The organism is Streptomyces sp. AC602_WCS936, from assembly GCF_019049125.1.
GTDB lineage: Bacteria > Actinomycetota > Actinomycetes > Streptomycetales > Streptomycetaceae > Streptomyces.
In genome coordinates this window covers 81,569-98,283 of sequence record NZ_JAGMUF010000001.1, presented here as the reverse complement: position 1 = coordinate 98,283, position 16,715 = coordinate 81,569, and the positions used below count along the sequence as shown (strand labels likewise).

Annotated in this window: 15 protein-coding genes; 10 read left to right on the top strand and 5 right to left on the bottom strand. The window is 73.4% G+C overall.

Features of this window, described 5'->3' with window-relative positions; genetic code table 11:
* Positions 1 to 8: 8 nt before the first annotated feature.
* Both KUM03_RS00455 and KUM03_RS00450 read left to right on the top strand, forming a co-directional pair.
* The gene (locus KUM03_RS00455; RefSeq protein WP_217244799.1) at positions 9 to 1,526 is read left to right on the top strand and encodes a 3-hydroxyacyl-CoA dehydrogenase; all 1,518 of its coding nucleotides are present in this window, start codon (positions 9 to 11) and stop codon (positions 1,524 to 1,526) included.
* Positions 1,523 to 2,134 carry a TetR/AcrR family transcriptional regulator gene (locus KUM03_RS00450; RefSeq protein WP_217244798.1) on the top strand — a complete coding sequence of 204 codons (612 nt, stop codon included), beginning with the start codon at positions 1,523 to 1,525 and terminating at the stop codon, positions 2,132 to 2,134. The genes KUM03_RS00455 and KUM03_RS00450 overlap by 4 nt, the downstream gene beginning before the upstream one ends.
* A 46-nt stretch (positions 2,135 to 2,180) precedes the next feature.
* On the opposite strand, the gene KUM03_RS00445 is transcribed toward KUM03_RS00450, so the two are convergent.
* Positions 2,181 to 2,699, bottom strand: coding sequence for an Lrp/AsnC family transcriptional regulator (locus tag KUM03_RS00445; RefSeq protein ID WP_374225239.1), 519 nt, complete (start codon positions 2,697 to 2,699; stop codon positions 2,181 to 2,183).
* A gap of 174 nt (positions 2,700 to 2,873) precedes the next feature.
* Here KUM03_RS00445 and pdhA point away from each other — a divergent pair, with 174 nt between their 5' ends.
* The 6 genes from pdhA (at position 2,874) to KUM03_RS00415 (ending at position 10,102) form a co-directional block, all read left to right on the top strand.
* Positions 2,874 to 4,055, top strand: a complete 1,182-nt coding sequence (gene pdhA, locus KUM03_RS00440; RefSeq protein ID WP_217244797.1) for a pyruvate dehydrogenase (acetyl-transferring) E1 component subunit alpha — start codon at positions 2,874 to 2,876, stop codon at positions 4,053 to 4,055.
* The gene (locus tag KUM03_RS00435) at positions 4,052 to 5,056 is read left to right on the top strand and encodes an alpha-ketoacid dehydrogenase subunit beta (protein ID WP_217244796.1); all 1,005 of its coding nucleotides are present in this window, start codon (positions 4,052 to 4,054) and stop codon (positions 5,054 to 5,056) included. Before pdhA ends, KUM03_RS00435 begins: the two co-directional genes overlap by 4 nt.
* Entirely contained in the window at positions 5,056 to 6,507 is a 1,452-nt protein-coding gene (locus KUM03_RS00430) for a dihydrolipoamide acetyltransferase family protein (protein ID WP_217244795.1), read from the top strand. Before KUM03_RS00435 ends, KUM03_RS00430 begins: the two co-directional genes overlap by 1 nt.
* 99 nt (positions 6,508 to 6,606) lie before the next feature.
* Complete coding sequence (locus KUM03_RS00425; protein ID WP_217244794.1) at positions 6,607 to 7,614, top strand: NTP transferase domain-containing protein; 1,008 nt, start codon at positions 6,607 to 6,609, stop codon at positions 7,612 to 7,614.
* Positions 7,611 to 9,008: a molybdopterin molybdotransferase MoeA gene (locus KUM03_RS00420; protein WP_217244793.1), complete on the top strand. Its 1,398-nt coding sequence runs from the start codon at positions 7,611 to 7,613 to the stop codon at positions 9,006 to 9,008. The genes KUM03_RS00425 and KUM03_RS00420 overlap by 4 nt, the downstream gene beginning before the upstream one ends.
* Positions 9,005 to 10,102 carry a TrkA family potassium uptake protein gene (locus tag KUM03_RS00415; RefSeq protein WP_217244792.1) on the top strand — a complete coding sequence of 366 codons (1,098 nt, stop codon included), beginning with the start codon at positions 9,005 to 9,007 and terminating at the stop codon, positions 10,100 to 10,102. The genes KUM03_RS00420 and KUM03_RS00415 overlap by 4 nt, the downstream gene beginning before the upstream one ends.
* Before the next feature lie 45 nt (positions 10,103 to 10,147).
* Here the strand turns inward: KUM03_RS00415 and KUM03_RS00410 are convergent, their stop codons facing one another.
* Together KUM03_RS00410 and KUM03_RS00405 are read right to left on the bottom strand one after the other, a co-directional pair.
* Positions 10,148 to 10,996: an ABC transporter permease gene (locus KUM03_RS00410; protein ID WP_217244791.1), complete on the bottom strand. Its 849-nt coding sequence runs from the start codon at positions 10,994 to 10,996 to the stop codon at positions 10,148 to 10,150.
* Positions 10,993 to 12,027 carry an ATP-binding cassette domain-containing protein gene (locus tag KUM03_RS00405; protein WP_217244790.1) on the bottom strand — a complete coding sequence of 345 codons (1,035 nt, stop codon included), beginning with the start codon at positions 12,025 to 12,027 and terminating at the stop codon, positions 10,993 to 10,995. The genes KUM03_RS00410 and KUM03_RS00405 overlap by 4 nt, the downstream gene beginning before the upstream one ends.
* A 171-nt stretch (positions 12,028 to 12,198) precedes the next feature.
* On the opposite strand from KUM03_RS00405, the gene KUM03_RS00400 reads away from it, so the two are divergent.
* Positions 12,199 to 13,179 carry an NAD(P)H-quinone oxidoreductase gene (locus KUM03_RS00400; RefSeq protein WP_217244789.1) on the top strand — a complete coding sequence of 327 codons (981 nt, stop codon included), beginning with the start codon at positions 12,199 to 12,201 and terminating at the stop codon, positions 13,177 to 13,179.
* Between the two features lie 11 nt (positions 13,180 to 13,190).
* On the opposite strand, the gene KUM03_RS00395 is transcribed toward KUM03_RS00400, so the two are convergent.
* The gene (locus KUM03_RS00395; protein ID WP_217244788.1) at positions 13,191 to 13,886 is read right to left on the bottom strand and encodes a hypothetical protein; all 696 of its coding nucleotides are present in this window, start codon (positions 13,884 to 13,886) and stop codon (positions 13,191 to 13,193) included.
* 258 nt (positions 13,887 to 14,144) lie between these two features.
* Between KUM03_RS00395 and KUM03_RS00390 the strand changes: the two genes are divergently transcribed.
* Positions 14,145 to 14,684, top strand: a complete 540-nt coding sequence (locus KUM03_RS00390; RefSeq protein ID WP_217244787.1) for a bacterial proteasome activator family protein — start codon at positions 14,145 to 14,147, stop codon at positions 14,682 to 14,684.
* Positions 14,685 to 14,782: 98 nt separating this feature from the next.
* On the opposite strand, the gene KUM03_RS00385 is transcribed toward KUM03_RS00390, so the two are convergent.
* Positions 14,783 to 16,444 carry a protein kinase gene (locus KUM03_RS00385; RefSeq protein ID WP_217244786.1) on the bottom strand — a complete coding sequence of 554 codons (1,662 nt, stop codon included), beginning with the start codon at positions 16,442 to 16,444 and terminating at the stop codon, positions 14,783 to 14,785.
* Positions 16,445 to 16,715 lie beyond the last annotated feature (271 nt).

The window sequence follows — 16,715 nt, the reverse complement described above, 5'->3', positions numbered from 1 at the left end:
TCGCGCACATGATAGCACTCGACCTCAGCAGCCCCGTCGCCGTCGTCGGCACCGGCACCATGGGTCAGGGCATCGCCCAGGTGGCGCTGGTCGCGGGCCACCCCGTGCGGCTGTACGACGCCGCCCCGGGCCGGGCCCGGGAGGCGGCCGACGCGATCGGCGCCCGGCTCGACCGGCTCGTCGAGAAGGAACGCCTCACCGGCGCCGAACGGGACGCCGCCCGCGCCCGGCTCCGGCCCGCCGAGGCCCTCGCCGAGCTGGCCGACTGCGCCCTGGTCGTCGAGGCGGTCCTGGAGCGGCTGGACGTCAAGCAGGAGCTGTTCCGCGCGCTCGAGGACGTCGTCGGCGACGACTGCCTGCTCGCCACCAACACCTCCTCCCTCTCCGTCACCGCCATCGGCGGCGCGCTCCGGGGCCCCGGCCGCTTCGTCGGCCTGCACTTCTTCAACCCGGCCCCGCTGCTGCCGCTGGTGGAGGTGGTCTCCGGGTTCGCCACCGACGCCGCGTCGGCCACGCGCGCGTACGAGACGGCCCGCGCCTGGGGCAAGACCCCCGTCGCCTGCGCCGACACCCCGGGGTTCATCGTCAACCGCGTCGCCCGCCCCTTCTACGCCGAGGCCTTCGCCGTCCACGAGGACCAGGGCGCCGACCCGGCCACCATCGACGCCGTGCTGCGCGAGTCGGGCGGCTTCCGCATGGGCGCCTTCGAGCTGACCGACCTCATCGGGCAGGACGTCAACGAGTCCGTCACCCACTCCGTGTGGCAGGGGTTCTTCCAGGACGTGCGCTTCACGCCCTCGCTCGCCCAGCGCCGCCTGGTCGAGTCCGGCAGGCTCGGCCGCAAGAGCGGGCACGGCTGGTACGACTACCGCGACGGCGCCGAGCGCCCGGAGCCGCACACCGCCGAGCCGGCGGACCGGCCCGCGTACGTCGTCGTCGAGGGTGATCTGGGGCCGGCCGCCGAGCTGGTCACGCTGATCCGTGAGGCCGGGATCGAGGTCCGCGAGGAAGGGTACGAGGGCAGCGGGTCGCTCGTGCTGCCCGGCGGCGGCCGGCTCGTGCTCGCCGACGGGCAGACCTCCGTGGAGCTTTCCGGCATCGTCCACTTCGACCTGGCGCTGGACTACCGCGCGGCCACGCGTGTCGCCCTGTCCGCTTCGCAGTCCACCGCACCGAGGGACCTCGCCCAGGCCACCGGCCTGTTCCAGGCACTCGGCAAGAAGGTCAGCGTCATCGGTGACATCCCCGGCATGATCGTGGCGCGCACCGTCGCGCGGATCATCGATCTCGCCGTTGAAGCCGTGGCCAAGGGCGTCGCCACCGAGGATGACGTCGACACCGCGATGCGTCTGGGCGTCAACTACCCGCTCGGCCCGCTGGAGTGGAGCCGCCGCCTCGGCGACGGCTGGGCCCACGCGGTCCTCACCAACCTGCACGAGTGCGCCCCCACGGGTCGCTACGCGCCCTCTTTGGCGCTCCACCGCCACACGTACGCCTCCGACACCGAGGAGGGCGGCACCTCATGACCACCGCCAAGCGCGACACGTACACGCCCGAGACGCTGCTCTCCGTCGCCGTGCAGGTCTTCATCGAGCGCGGCTACGACGGCACCTCCATGGAGCACCTGTCCAAGGCTGCCGGCATCTCCAAGTCGTCGATCTACCACCACGTGTCCGGGAAGGAGGAGCTTCTGCGCCGGGCCGTGAGCCGCGCCCTGGACGAGCTGTTCGGGATCCTCGACGAGGAGCACGCGCGCGTGGGCTCCGCCGCCGAGCGGTTGGAGTACGTCGTGCGGCGCATGGTCGAGGTGCTGATGGCCGAACTGCCTTATGTGACGCTGCTGCTGCGGGTGCGGGGCAACACCGGCACCGAGCGGTGGGCGCTGGAGCGGCGGCGCGAGTTCGACCACCGGGTGGCCGATCTGCTGAAGGCGGCGGCCGCCGAGGGGGACGTGCGCGCGGACGTGGAGGTGCGGCTCGCGACCCGCCTGGTCTTCGGCATGATCAACTCGATCGTCGAGTGGTACCGCCCCGACGGTCCCGACGGCCGGGGCGGCGCGGGCGGTGCGGGCGAGCGCGAGGTGGTCGACGCGGTGGCGCGGCTGGTGTTCGGGGGGCTGCGCAAGGCGTCCTGAGCGGGCCGCTCGCCGGTGGCCCCGGCTGCCCCGGTGGCCCCGGCGGTCAGCTCTGCGGCTCCAGGTCCTCGGTCTCGAAGACGAGGAGGGTGCGGGTGCTGAGCACCTCGGGGATGGCCTGGAGGCGGGTGAGCACCAGCTCGCGCAGGGCCCGGTTGTCGGGGGTGTGCACGAGGAGCAGGACGTCGAAGTCGCCGCCCACCAGGGCGATGTGCGAGGCCCCGGGGAGCTGCCTCAGCTGTGCGCGGACGGTGCGCCAGGTGTTCTGGACGATCTTCAGGGTGATGTACGCCGACGTGCCGTGCCCGGCCCGTTCGTGGTCGACGCGGGCGCCGAAGCCGCGGATGACGCCGTCCTCGACGAGCCGGTTGATGCGGGCGTAGGCGTTCGCGCGCGAGACGTGGACCCGCTCGGCGACCGAGCGTATCGAGGCGCGGCCGTCCGCCTGGAGCATGCGCAGGATGTCCTGATCGATGGCGTCCAGCGGGCGCGGGGGCGGCGGGGTTCCGGAGTCCTCGGGGCCGCCGGCGTCGTCCGGGCGTTCGGCCATTTGTTCAGATGCCATGTCCCCCCGCCTTCTTACGATGGACGTACTGCACCCATCTCAGGCTGTGGAGAACCGTTTGTCCACAGCCTGGGGCCGCCTGTAGCCAAAATGTGCCGACGACCGAACAATCGGTAGGTGAGGCCCGTCACACCCGTGGCGAGCCCGAAGCCGCTCCCACGAGGAGGTGCCGTCATGACGGTCATGGAGCAGCGGGGCGCGTACCGGCCCACACCGCCGCCCGCCTGGCAGCCCCGTACCGACCCCGCGCCGCTGCTGCCCGACGCGGAGCCGTACCGCGTCCTCGGCACGAAGGCCGCCGAGCAGGCCGACCCCGAGCTGCTGCGCACGCTGTACGCCCGGCTGGTCCACGGCCGCCGCTACAACGCGCAGGCCACGGCGCTGACCAAGCAGGGGCGGCTGGCCGTCTATCCCTCCAGCACCGGCCAGGAGGCCTGCGAGGTCGCCGCCGCGCTGGCCCTTCAGGAGCGCGACTGGCTCTTCCCCAGCTACCGCGACACCCTCGCCGTCGTCGCCCGCGGCGTCGACCCCGTCGAGGCCCTCACTCTGCTGCGCGGTGACTGGCACACCGGCTACGACCCCAGCGAGCACCGGGTCGCCCCCCTGTCCACGCCGCTCGCCACCCAGCTCCCGCACGCCGTGGGCCTCGCGCACGCCGCCCGGCTGGGGGGCGACGACGTGGTCGCCCTCGCCATGGTGGGCGACGGCGGCACCAGCGAGGGCGACTTCCACGAGGCGCTGAACTTCGCCGCCGTCTGGCAGGCGCCGGTCGTCTTCCTCGTGCAGAACAACGGCTTCGCGATCTCCGTGCCGCTCGCCAAGCAGACCGCCGCCCCGTCGCTGGCCCACAAGGCCGTCGGCTACGGGATGCCCGGCCGCCTGGTCGACGGCAACGACGCCGCAGCCGTGCACGAGGTCCTGTCCGACGCCGTACAGCGCGCCCGCGCGGGCGGCGGCCCCACGCTGGTCGAGGCGATCACGTACCGCGTGGAGGCCCACACCAACGCCGACGACGCCACGCGCTACCGGGGCGACGCCGAGGTCGAGACCTGGCGCCGGCACGACCCGGTCGAGCTGCTGGAGCGGGAGCTGACCGAGCGCGGCCTGCTGGACGAGGACGGCGTCGCGGCCGCCCGCGAGGACGCCGAGACCATGGCAGCCGACCTGCGCGCCCGCATGAACCAGGACCCGGCCCTCGACCCGATGGACCTGTTCGCCCACGTCTACGCCGAGCCCACGCCGCAGCTGCGCGAGCAGCGGGACCTGCTGCGCGCCGAGCTGGCGGCGGAGGCCGAGGCGGAGACCGGTTCCGGGTCCGGTTCCGCGTCCGGGACGACCGAAGGGGGACAACGATGACCACGGTCGCCGTCAAGCCGGCCACCATGGCGCAGGCCCTCACTCGCGCGCTGCGCGACGCCATGGCCGCCGACCCGAGCGTGCACGTCATGGGCGAGGACGTGGGCACCCTCGGCGGCGTCTTCCGGGTCACCGACGGACTCGCGAAGGAGTTCGGCGAGGACCGCTGCACCGACACCCCGCTCGCCGAGGCCGGCATCCTCGGCACCGCCGTCGGCATGGCGATGTACGGGCTGCGTCCGGTCGTGGAGATGCAGTTCGACGCCTTCGCCTACCCGGCGTTCGAGCAGGTCGTCAGCCACGTCACCAAGATGCGCAACCGCACCCGCGGGAAGATGCCCCTGCCGCTGACCATCCGTGTCCCCTACGGCGGCGGCATCGGCGGCGTCGAGCACCACAGCGACTCGTCCGAGGCGTACTACATGGCGACTCCGGGGCTCCATGTCGTCACGCCCGCGACCGTCGCCGACGCCTACGGGCTGCTGCGCCAGTCCATCGCCTCCGACGACCCGGTCGTCTTCCTCGAACCCAAACGGCTGTACTGGTCGAAGGACACCTGGAACCCCGAGGAGCCGACGCCCGTTGAGCCGGTAGGCCGCGCGGTGGTGCGTCGCTCCGGCCGGAGCGCCACACTCATCACGTACGGGCCGTCGCTGGCCGTCTGCATGGAGGCGGCCGAGGCGGCCCGGGCCGAGGGCTGGGACCTCGAAGTCGTCGATCTGCGCTCCCTGGTGCCGTTCGACGACGAGACGGTGTGCGCTTCGGTGCGGCGGACGGGACGCGCGGTCGTCGTCCACGAGTCGGGTTCCTTCGGGGGCCCGGGCGGGGAGATCGCGGCCCGGGTCACGGAGCGCTGCTTCCACCATCTGGAGGCGCCGGTGCTGCGTGTGGCCGGGTTCGACATCCCGTACCCGCCGCCGATGCTGGAGCGTCACCACCTGCCCGGTGTGGACCGGATCCTGGACGCCGTGGGGCGCCTGCAGTGGGAGGCCGAAAGCTGATGGCACACGCTTCTGACGGTCGCAGCCTGGAGTTCAAGCTCCCCGACCTCGGTGAGGGCCTCACCGAGGCGGAGATCGTGCGCTGGATGGTCGAGGTCGGCGACGTCGTCGCCGTCGACCAGCCGGTCGTCGAGGTCGAGACGGCCAAGGCGATGGTCGAGGTGCCCTGCCCGTACGGCGGCGTGGTCACCGCCCGCTTCGGCGAGGAGGGCGCGGAGCTGCCGGTCGGCGCGCCGCTGCTGACGGTGGCGGTGGGCGAGGGGGCGGACGGCGGTGCCGCGCGGGCGCCGCGGGCCGAGGAGCCCGGGACGGGGGAGGAGAAGTCCGAGGGCTCGGGCAACGTCCTGGTCGGGTACGGCACCTCGGAGGCACCCGCCCGCCGGCGCCGGGTGCGGCCGGAGCGACGGGTGTCCGGCGGGGCGGCGGCCGGCGGGTCGGCGTCCGGTACGGAGGCGGTCGGGCGGGCCAACGGCCGGGTCCGGGCCGCCGAGCCGGTGGACGGGCCGGTCCCCGTCATCTCCCCGCTGGTGCGCCGGCTGGCCCGGCAGAACGACCTGGATCTGCGTGAGCTGACCGGCTCCGGACCGGACGGACTGATCCTGCGGGCGGACGTGGAGTACGCCCTGCGGGCCGCCGCGGCCCAGGGCAGCGGCCGTACGGCGGCCCAGGAGGCCGGCCCGCACGCGGCGGAGGCGGCCCGGGAACAGGCCACCGCGGCTCCCGCGACCACCGGCGCCCGCGCATCCTCCGCGGTGCCGCCGGGCGGCATCCGTACGCCGCTCAAGGGCGTCCGCGGCGCCGTCGCCGACAAGCTCTCCCGCAGCCGGCGCGAGATCCCGGACGCGACCTGCTGGGTGGACGCCGACGCGACCGAGCTGATGCGGGCGCGCACGGCCATGAACGCGGCGGGCGGACCGAAGATCTCCCTGGTCGCCCTGCTGGCCCGGATCTGCACGGCCGCCCTGGCCCGCTTCCCCGAGCTGAACTCCACGGTCGACACGGAGGCCAGGGAGGTCGTCCAGCTCGACCACGTCCACCTCGGCTTCGCCGCGCAGACGGACCGGGGGCTGGTCGTGCCGGTCGTCCGCGACGCGCACGCGCGGGACGCCGAAGGGCTCACCGCCGAGTTCGCCCGGCTCACCGAGACGGCCCGCGAGGGACGGCTGACGCCCGGTGAACTGACCGGCTCGACCTTCACGTTGAACAACTACGGAGTCTTCGGCGTCGACGGCTCCACGCCGATCATCAACCACCCCGAGGCCGCCATGCTCGGCGTCGGCCGCATCGTCCCCAAGCCGTGGGTCCACGAGGGCGAGTTGGCGGTGCGTCAGGTCGTGCAGCTGTCGCTGACGTTCGACCACCGGGTGTGCGACGGCGGTACGGCGGGCGGTTTCCTGCGGTACGTGGCGGACTGCGTGGAACAGCCGGCGGTGCTGCTGCGGACGTTGTGACGGACGGGACGACGTGACGGCACCGGTGCCGGTGCGCCGACTCTGACGCGCGGGCTCCCCCACGTTCCCTGTGATCGCGCAGGGACGCATACTCGGGGGGTGACCGCGTACCAGCCCTCCGGTGCCCCCGGCGCCGGCACCGATCCCGCGCCGGGCGCGGACCTCGTCGGGTACGACGCCGTCGTGCTCGCCGGCGGGGCCGCCCGGCGGCTCGGCGGTGCCGACAAACCCGGCCTGCGGGTGGGCGGGCGGGCGCTGTTGGACCGGGTGCTCGCCGCCTGCGCCGGAGCGCGGAGCACCGTCGTCGTGGCCGCCCCGCGGCCCACCGCGCGCCCGGTGACCTGGGCGCGCGAGGACCCGCCGGGCGGCGGACCCCTGGCCGCCCTCGCCGCCGGCCTCGGGCACACCACGGCCGAACACGTCGTGGTCCTCTCCGCCGACCTGCCGTTCCTGGCCGGTCCCACCGTCGGACGCCTGCTGTCGGCCCTCGCCGCGAGCGACACCGACGGTGTCCTCCTCACCGACGCCGACGGCCGCGACCAGCCCCTCGTCGCCGCCTACCGCGCGTCCGCGCTGCGCCGCGTACTGGCCGCGCTCACCCGGGACCGGGGAGCCGGGGCGGGCGGGGCGGACCGTGCGGACCTCACCGGGCTGCCCCTGCGCCGGCTGACCGGCGCCCTCCGCCTCACCCGTGTCCCCGACGCCGTCGCCTCCTTCGACTGCGACACCTGGGACGACATCGCCACCGCAAGGGCACGCATCAGGGAGCATGGTCACGTGTTGGATGAATGGATCTCCGCAGCCAAGGACGAGTTGGGCATCGACCTCGACGTCGACACCGGCCTCCTGCTCGACCTCGCCCGGGACGCCGCCCACGGGGTGGCCAGGCCCGCGGCGCCGCTGACCACCTTCCTCGTCGGCTACGCGGCCGGACGGGCCGGGGGCGGCCCCGAGGCCGTCGCCGAGACCGCCCGCAAGGCGGCAGCCCTCGCCGGGCACTGGGCGGAGGAGGCCGCGGCCGCCGAGGCCCCGCCCGCCCCGACCCCGGCGGGCAAGCCCGACGTGGCTCCCGACGCCACCCCCGACACCCGCCCGGACGCCCGATGACCTCCCCCGGCACCCGGACCGGCGAGGAAGCCGACGACCTCGACGTCGAGGAGGCGCTCGCCCTCGTGAAGGAGAACCCCGGCCCTCCCGGCGGCACCCCCGACGGACCGGCCACCCAGCCGCACGCCTCACACCACGGCGACCCGCACCACCACGGTGGCCCCCACCCCCACGGCGACCGCCACCGCGCGACCCCCTGGCCCGAGGCCCGGACGACCGCCGAACGCGCGGCCCGCTCCGCCGTCCGTGCCGCCCGCCGATCCCCCGTCCCGGCGCCCCTCGACGCGGCCCTCGGCCTGACCCTGGCCACCCCGCTCACCGCCCTCACCGACCTGCCCTCCTTCGACACCTCCGCGATGGACGGCTGGGCCGTCTCCGGCCCCGCCCCCTGGACGGTGCGCGACGAAGGCGTCCTGGCCGGACACGCGGAACCCGCGCCCCTGACCGACGGAGAAGCCGTCCGCATCGCCACCGGCGCCCGCGTCCCCGCGGACACCACCGCCGTCCTGCGCACCGAGCACGGCCGCACCGACGAACGCGGCCGCCTGCACCCCACCCGCGAGGTCGTCCACGGTCAGGACATCCGACCGCGCGCCCAGGAGTGCCGCGGCGGCGACCAGCTGCTGCCCGTCGGCACCGTGGTGACCCCGGCCGTACTGGGCCTCGCGGCGGCCACCGGGTACGACACGCTCACCGCGGTCCCCCGCCCCCGCGTCGACGTCCTCGTCCTCGGCGACGAACTGCTCACCGGGGGACTGCCGCACGACGGCCTCATCCGGGACGCGCTCGGCCCGATGCTGCCGCCCTGGCTGCGCGCCCTGGGCGCCGAGGTCCGCACGGTCTGCCGGATCGGCGACGACGCCGAGGCCCTGCACCGCGCCGTCACGGCCTCCGACGCCGACCTGATCGTCACGACCGGCGGCACCGCCGCGGGCCCCGTCGACCACGTGCACCCCGTCCTGAGCCGCATCGGCGCCGAACTCCTCGTGGACGGCGTCAAGGTACGCCCCGGCCACCCGATGCTGCTGGCCCGCCTGGGGGACGACCAGCACCTCGTCGGCCTGCCCGGCAACCCGCTCGCCGCCGTCTCCGGACTGCTCACGCTCGCCGAGCCGCTGCTGCGCATCCTCGCCGCCCGCCCGGCGCCCGAGCCCTACACGCTGCCACTGCGGGACGCGGTGCACGGGCACCCGTACGACACCCGGCTGGTCCCCGTCATCCTGCGCGGCGACCGTGCCGTGCCCCTGCACTACAACGGTCCGGCCATGCTGCGCGGCATCGCCGCCGCCGACGCCCTGGCCGTCGTACCGCCGGGCGGTGCGCGGCCCGGTCAGGAGGCGGAACTGCTCGACCTGCCCTGGACCACCGGCGGTATCGGAGTGTGTTTCACGTGAAACTTCCGGGCCAGGACGCGATCGCCCGTCAGGCGGACGAACACCTCGTGACCCATCGGGTGAAACTCCCCAGGAAGCTGGTCGAGCACCCGATCCGCCAGGTCGGCAAGCGGCTGTCCCTGGCCCTGGTGGTCCTGCTGGTGACGGCCTTCATCGTCTACGCCGACGCCGACGGCTACAACGACAACTCCGACGGCTCCGTCGACCTCCTCGACGCCTTCTACTACGCCACCGTCACCCTCTCCACCACGGGCTACGGCGACATCACGCCCGTCAGTGACGCCGCCCGGCTGACCAACATCTTCGTCATCACGCCGCTGCGCGTGCTGTTCCTGATCATCCTGGTCGGCACCACGCTGGAAGCCCTCACCGAGCGCACTCGGGAGGAGTGGCGCCTGAACCGCTGGAGGTCCACCTTGCGCGATCACACCGTCGTCGTCGGATTCGGCACCAAGGGACGGTCGGCGATCCAGACCGTCTGCGCGACCGGGCTGCGCAAGGAGCAGGTCGTCGTGGTCGACCCCAGCGGCAAGGCCATCGAGGCCGCCACGGCCCACGGCTACGCGGGGGTGATAGGCGACGCGACGCGCAGCGATGTGCTCAACCGCGCCGAGCTGTTCCGGGCGAAGCAGATCATCATCGCCACCCAGCGCGACGACACGGCCGTACTGGTCACGCTCACCGCCCGGCAGCTCAACCGCGGCGCGAAGATCGTGGTCGCGGTCCGCGAGGAGGAGAACGCGCCGCTGCTGAAGCAGTCCGGCGCCGACGCCGTGATCACCAGCGCCAGCGCCGCGGGCCGCCTGCTCGGTCTCTCGGTGCTCAGCCCCGCCGCCGGCATGGTCATGGAAGACCTGATCAGCCAGGGCAGCGGCCTCGACCTCATCGAGCGGCCGGTCATAAAGTCCGAGGCGGGCAGGGTTCCGCGGGAGGTGGACGGCCTGGTGGTCAGCGTCCTGCGCGGGCACCGGGTGCTCGGTTACGACGATCCGGCCGTCGGCGAGCTCCAGCTGACGGATCGCCTGATCACGATCGTACGGGCGACTCCGGCCACCCATGTGGCCCCGGACGCCCGCCCGCTGCCCCGCGACTGACGGCGCCGACCGCGGGCGGTCGGCGCCGACGCCGTACCGGCCGGGTCACTTGCGGTTGTACAGCCGCATGGTGACCGGGCCGAAGACCAGCAGCAGCACGCCGGCCCAGCCCAGCGTCCAGGCGATCTCCACGCCGGGCCACTCGCCCGCCATCAGTCCGCGCACCGCGGACGCCAGGTGGGTGATCGGGCTGTTGTTGACGAATGCCTGCAGCCAGCCCGGCATCGTCTTCGGGTCGACGAAGACGTTGGACAGGAAGGTGAGCGGGAAGATCACCATCATGCTGACGCTCATCACCGACTTCTCGGTGCGCAGCATCAGCCCGAACATCGTCCAGATCCACGAGAACGCGAACGAGAAGAGCAGCAGCAGCGCGATTCCGGCGACCACACCGCCGAACCCGCCGTCGGGCCGGTAGCCGAGGAGCAGGCCCACGACGAGCATGATCACGGAAGCGATCGTGTAGCGCAGCGCGTCGCCGAGCAGGTAGCCGACCATCGCCGAGGGCCGCCAGATGGGCAGCGAGCGGAACCGGTCGAAGACGCCCTTCTCGATGTCGATGTTGACCGAGACCCCGGTGTACATCGTGATCATCACGACCGACATCACGAGGATGCCCGGCAGCACGAACTGGATGTAGTCACTGGGCGAGCCCGCCAGCGCACCGCCGAAGAGGTACGTGAACATCAGCAGGTTCATGATCGGGAAGGCGGTGACGTCGAAGAGCTGCTCCGGCACGTGCTTGATCTTGAGGATCGCGCGCCAGCCGAACGTCAGCGAGGTCGACAGGGCGCTGGGCCGCGGCGGCCGCTCCTTGGCGACCAGCAGGGCGGCCAGCGACTCGGTGCTGACCGCGGAGAGCTCCTTGCCCCCGGTGCTCGTGGCCGTGCTCATGCCGCCACCTCGTCCTTCGTGTCGGTGTCGGGGCCGGCCCCGGTGGCGTCGTCGCCGCCCTGGCCGGTGTCGTGCCCGGTCAGCGCCAGGAAGACCTCGTCGAGGCTGGGCTGGCCCAGGGAGAAGTTGTCGACGGTGATGCCGGCCCGGGTCAGCTCGCCGAGCGCCTTGGCGGCCTGGTCGGCGGCCGCGTCGCCGGCCGTCACCCCGAGCCGCGCGGTCAGTGCCACCGGGTCGGGTTCCAGCTGCACCTCGGCGACCAGCAGGTCCCGCAGCAGCCGCTCGGCCTCCGGCCGCCGGCCCGCGTCCCGCAGCCGCAGGTGCACCGAACCGGCCCCGACGGACGCCTTCAGCTCGCCCTTGGTGCCTTCGGCGATCACCCGGCCCTTGTCGATGACGGCGATCCGGGAGGCCAGCTGGTCGGCCTCGTCCAGGTACTGCGTGGTCAGCAGCACGGTCGTGCCCTGGGCGACGACCGCGCGCACGATGTCCCACACCTGGTTGCGGCTGCGCGGGTCCAGGCCGGTGGTCGGCTCGTCGAGGAAGAGCAGGTCGGGGGTGTTGAGGATGGACGCGGCGATGTCGATGCGCCGCCGCATGCCGCCGGAGTAGTGCTTGACCTGCCTGGCCGCCGCGTCGGTCAGCCCGAAGGCCTCCAGCAGCTGCTCGCCGCGCTGCCGCGCGGCCGTCTTGCCGTGTCCCAGGAGCCGGCCCAGCAGGATCAGGTTCTCGGTGCCGGTGAGGTCCTCGTCCACGGACGCGTACTGCCCGGTGAGGCTCACCCGGCTGCGCACCTCGTCCGCCTCGCGCACGACGTCACGGCCGAAGACGTGGGCCTGGCCGCCGTCCGGCCGCAGGAGGGTGGCGAGCATCTTCACCGTGGTGGTCTTGCCGGCGCCGTTCGGCCCGAGGACGCCGTAGACCGTGCCGGCGGGCACGGCGAGGTCGACGCCGTCCACGGCCCTGGTCTCGCCGAACGTCTTCACCAGGCCCGCGGTCTCGATCGCGAGTCCGGACGTGTGCGTGCTCATCGATGGTCCTTCCGCGTTCTTGGGCTACGCATGGGAAGACCTTTACCGTCGCGCAAACTCATCGGTCTCGCACAGGCTTTTTCCCACGGACGGTCCCAAAGTCGCAGGGCGCTCCGACCACGGACCCGGGCGCGGGGGTCCGGCCAGGGGCGGAGGAGTAGCGTCGCCCCCATGCATGCGATCACGATTTCCGAACCCGGTGGCCCCGAGGCGCTGGCCTGGGCCGAGGTTCCCGACCCGGTGCCCGGCGAGGGCGAGGTCCTGGTCGAGGTGGTGGCCAGTGCCGTCAACCGCGCCGACATCATGCAGCGCCAGGGCTTCTACGACCCCCCGCCGGGCTCCTCCCCCTACCCGGGCCTGGAGTGCTCCGGGCGTATCGCCGCGCTCGGTCCCGGCGTGTCCGGCTGGTCCGTCGGCGACGAGGTGTGCGCGCTGCTCGCGGGCGGCGGTTACGCCGAGAAGGTCGCCGTTCCGGCCGGTCAGCTGCTGCCGGTGCCGGAGGGCGTCGGTCTGAAGGAGGCGGCCGCGCTGCCCGAGGTGGTCTGCACCGTCTGGTCGAACGTCTTCATGGTGTCCCACCTCCGCCCCGGCGAGACGCTCCTCGTGCACGGCGGCTCCAGCGGCATCGGCACCATGGCGATCCAGCTGGCCAAGGCCGTCGGCGCGAAGGTCGCGGTGACGGCGGGCACCGAGGAGAAGCTGGAGCGCTGCGCCGAACTGGGCGCCGACATCCTGATCAACTACCGGGAGCAGGACTTCGTCGCCGAGGTGAAGGACGCCACCGGCGGCGCGGGCGCGGACGTCATCCTCGACAACATGGGCGCCAAGTACCTGGACCGCAACGCCCAGGCGCTCGCCGTCAACGGCCGCCTCGCCATCATCGGCATGCAGGGCGGCCGGAAGGGCGAGCTGAACATCGGCGCGCTCCTCGCCAAGCGCGCCGCCGTCAGCGCGACCTCGCTGCGCGCCCGCCCCCTGGAGGAGAAGGCGGCGATCGTGGCGGCCGTCCGCGAGCACGTCTGGCCGCTGCTGGCCGGGGGTCACGTCCGCCCGATCGTGGACCGTGAGCTCCCGATGAGCGACGCCCCCGACGCCCACCGGGTCGTGGAGGAGAGCGGGCACATCGGCAAGGTCCTGCTGGTCACCTCGTAGCGGCGGCCGGTTCAGCCGCGCCGCAGGCGGAGGCCGACGAAGGCCAGGCCCAGCCCCAGTCCGACCAGGACCAGGCCGGTGCCCAGCGGCAGGACCTGCGGTACGTCCCCGGCGGCCTGGTCGGCGTAGGTGCCGGCCCGCGGGCCGGACGGGGTCGCGGAGGGAACCGGGCCGGCTTCCCGGGACGGCACGGCGCCGGCCACGTCGTCGGCCGGATCCCCGCCCTCGTCCTCCGCCCGCGGGCCGCCGTCCTCGTCGGCGTCGTCCCGCTCCGGCCCGGGCCCCTCGGGACGCCCGGGCCGCTGCCGCCCCTCACCCGGACGGCTCCCCGCCCGGGAGGGCTCCGGGTCGGCCGTGGCGGCGGCGGGCGCCGAGGACGACGGAGAGGGCGAAGCGGTACCGCGCCCCGCGCTGCCCGAGGGGCGGGAGGCCGGCCCGTCACCGGGCCGGGCCTCCTCGGCGTCGTCGGCGGCGGGACCGGCGCCCGGACCATCGGGACCGTCATGACCGTGCTGCCCCCGGGGGCGCTCGTCCCCCTCGGAGCCGTCCCCCTCGGAGCCGCCTCCCTTGAGGCTGTCCCCCTTGGACCCGTCCCCTTCGGACCCGCTCTCCTCGGGCCCGTTCCCCCCGGGGCCGTCGTCCTTGGAGCCGTCCGGCCCGGATGACCTGCCCGGGGCGGCGGCCGGCACCGAGGGGGACGGCGCCACGGCGGCTCCTGCCCCCGCGAACCCGGTGCCGTACGCGGGTCCCGCCCCGCACGGCGACACCAGCGCACCCACCCCCAGCACTCCCACCAACCCCGTCGCTCGCAGAGAGCGCAGCCATGGATTCACGCCCGTGACCCCCTCCCGGTGATGGGTTCGACGGAACAAGCCTCACATCGCTCAGCCTTCCCGGCATTCCGGACGCCCCCGAATGCGGGGGCGCCACCCTGTCGAGGGGTACGGGTGCGAGAGAATGTCGGCATGGAGATGCCGAGGAACGACAGGTCGCCGGAGAACCCTCAGATCCTGGTCGTCGGCCAGGACGGAATGGCGCTCAGCGGCGGCGGGGGAGACGACGACTCCCGGGAGATTCCGGTGACCGAGCAGGTGGAGCAGCCTGCCAAGGTCATGCGGATCGGCAGCATGATCAAGCAGCTGCTGGAGGAGGTGCGTGTCGCGCCCCTGGACGAGGCGAGCCGGGCCCGGCTCAAGGAGATCCACGCCAGTTCGGTGAAGGAGCTGGAGGACGGACTGGCCCCCGAGCTGGTCGAGGAGCTGGAGCGGCTGTCCCTGCCGTTCACGGACGACGCGACCCCGACCGACGCGGAGCTGCGGATCGCCCAGGCACAGCTGGTCGGCTGGCTGGAGGGCCTCTTCCACGGCATCCAGACCACGCTGTTCGCCCAGCAGATGGCCGCGCGGGCCCAGCTGGAGCAGATGCGCCGGGCGCTGCCGCCGGGCGCCGTTCCGGAGGGCGAGGAGCCGCATCCCGGCGGCCGCTCCGGCGGCCCCTACCTGTAGGACCCGGAGAACGTCAGCGAACGCCCCGACGACGACGCGAAGGGCCCGGCGGCACCGGCCGCCGGGCCCTTCGTCGCGAGTGTGCGATCAACTCCTGATCAGGAGGACGGCGGGTTGCCCGTCGACACCTTGAGCTGGATCGTCGGCATCTTCTTGGGGTCGACGTCCGTACCGGCCACGGGGAACTGGTCCCGGATCGAGCCCTCGCCGTAGGTGTTCTCGTCGACGTCGACGACCTCCATCGACCAGCCGGCGGCCTGGAAGCACTCCTTGACCGAGCCGATGTACTTGAAGGTGAAGTCCGGCACCCTGATCTTGTCGGGGTCGTTGAACGACTCCTCAGGCTCCGTGCACTCGTCCTTCTCGATGGTCTTCGTCTTGTCCGGCCCGCGGTAGCCCTCCGCCTTCGACGGTGACGGGGAGCCGCTCGCGGTGGTGTCCCCGCCCTTGGGGTCCTCCCCGCCGTCGTCCATGGTCAGCGCGCCGATCAGGCCGCCGACGACCAGGACGGCGACCGCGATCGCGCCGATGACCATCATCTTGCTGTTCTTGCGGCCGCCCCCGGAGCCGGAGGCCGGCGCGGAGGGCGTGAGGTTGTACGGCGGCGGGGTGTGCGCGCCCTGCGGGTGCTGCTGCTGCGCGTACGGCGACGCGGCCGGGGCCTGGTAGCCGCCCTGCTGCGGGTAGCCGTACGCCGGCGAGGGCGTGGGGGCAGGCGTGCCGTACGGGTTGGGGCCCGGGTTCGGCGTCGGCTGGTACGGCGTCTGGACCGGGCCCGTCGGCGCCGGGGTGCTCTGATCGACCGGCGGGAACACCGCGGAGCCGACGCCCGCGCCGCTGGAGGTCTGCGCGCCGGGCACGATGTTCGGCGCGGCCGCCTGGAAGGAGGCCGCCACCCGCAGGCACTCGTCGCGCATGGACTCGGCGCTGGGGAAGCGTTCGTTGGGGTTCTTCTTCAGCGCGCGGGCCACCAGCGCGTCCACGGCCGGGGGCAGCGCGCGGTTGACCGACGAAGGAGCCACCGGCTCCTCCTGCACGTGCGCGTACGCGATGGCCAGCGGCGAGTCCGCGTCGAACGGCAGGCGCCCGGTGACCAGTTGGAAGAGCATGATGCCGACCGAGTACAGGTCGGAGCGGGCGTCCACACCGCGGCCGAGGGCCTGCTCCGGCGAGAGGTACTGCGGGGTGCCGACGACCATGCCGGTCTGCGTCATCGACGTCACGCCGGACTGCATGGCGCGGGCGATGCCGAAGTCCATGACCTTGACCACGCCGCGCTTGGTCATCATCACGTTGCCCGGCTTGATGTCGCGGTGGACCAGGCCCATCTCGTGGCTGATCTCCAGCGCCGCCAGCACGTCCGCGGTGATCTTCAGCGCCTTGTCGGCGGGCATCGCGCCCTGCTGCCGGACGTCCTCGTCGAGCACCGAGCCGAGCGGCCGGCCCTCGACGTACTCCATGACGATGTACGGCGTCGTCATGCCGCCCAGGTCGTCCTCGCCGGTGTCGAAGACGGAGACGATGTTGGTGTGCGTGAGCTTGGCCACTGCCTGGGCCTCGCGGCGGAAGCGCTCGCGGAAGGCCTGCTCCCGGCCCAGCTCGGTGTGGAGCGTCTTGATCGCGACCTGCCGGTCCAGCACCGAGTCGTACGCCAGGTGCACCGAGGCCATGCCGCCCTCGCCGAGCAAGTCGCGCAGCTGGTAGCGGCCGCCGGCGAGCGCGCGCCCCGCGTACCGGCCCTGTCCGGCGTCCTGGCTCATGTGTCTGCGTCCCCCATAGGCGTCGGCGCCGTTGGCGGCGGCACGCACGCTTCGTGATCGAAAGTGCTATTCCCGGCCAAGTCTGCCCGAGGGCACTGACACGTCAAGCGCGGTGCCCGTTCCGTGACCGTACGCGAAAGAAGCGTCGCGGAAGCGTTACAGCCGACGTACCGCCGGTACACAGAATTTGCACGGCGGCGCGGAACCAGGGTTTCATGACCGGTCCGTCTCGATGCCGGTCCCGGCAGCCCGTCTCGGACCAGAGGCTTGC

Excerpts from the sequence above, each read along its gene's own strand:
- KUM03_RS00420 (WP_217244793.1), top strand. The coding sequence starts at position 7,611 with ATGACCTCCCCCGGCACCCGGACCGGCGAGGAAGCCGACGACCTCGAC.
- KUM03_RS00455 (WP_217244799.1), top strand. The coding sequence starts at position 9 with ATGATAGCACTCGACCTCAGCAGCCCCGTCGCCGTCGTCGGCACCGGC.
- KUM03_RS00405 (WP_217244790.1), bottom strand. The coding sequence starts at position 12,027 with ATGAGCACGCACACGTCCGGACTCGCGATCGAGACCGCGGGCCTGGTG.
- KUM03_RS00390 (WP_217244787.1), top strand. The coding sequence starts at position 14,145 with ATGGAGATGCCGAGGAACGACAGGTCGCCGGAGAACCCTCAGATCCTG.
- KUM03_RS00450 (WP_217244798.1), top strand. The coding sequence starts at position 1,523 with ATGACCACCGCCAAGCGCGACACGTACACGCCCGAGACGCTGCTCTCC.
- KUM03_RS00445 (WP_374225239.1), bottom strand. The coding sequence starts at position 2,699 with ATGGCATCTGAACAAATGGCCGAACGCCCGGACGACGCCGGCGGCCCC.
- KUM03_RS00385 (WP_217244786.1), bottom strand. The coding sequence starts at position 16,444 with ATGAGCCAGGACGCCGGACAGGGCCGGTACGCGGGGCGCGCGCTCGCC.
- KUM03_RS00435 (WP_217244796.1), top strand. The coding sequence starts at position 4,052 with ATGACCACGGTCGCCGTCAAGCCGGCCACCATGGCGCAGGCCCTCACT.
- KUM03_RS00400 (WP_217244789.1), top strand. The coding sequence starts at position 12,199 with ATGCATGCGATCACGATTTCCGAACCCGGTGGCCCCGAGGCGCTGGCC.
- KUM03_RS00430 (WP_217244795.1), top strand. The coding sequence starts at position 5,056 with ATGGCACACGCTTCTGACGGTCGCAGCCTGGAGTTCAAGCTCCCCGAC.
- KUM03_RS00410 (WP_217244791.1), bottom strand. The coding sequence starts at position 10,996 with ATGAGCACGGCCACGAGCACCGGGGGCAAGGAGCTCTCCGCGGTCAGC.
- pdhA (WP_217244797.1), top strand. The coding sequence starts at position 2,874 with ATGACGGTCATGGAGCAGCGGGGCGCGTACCGGCCCACACCGCCGCCC.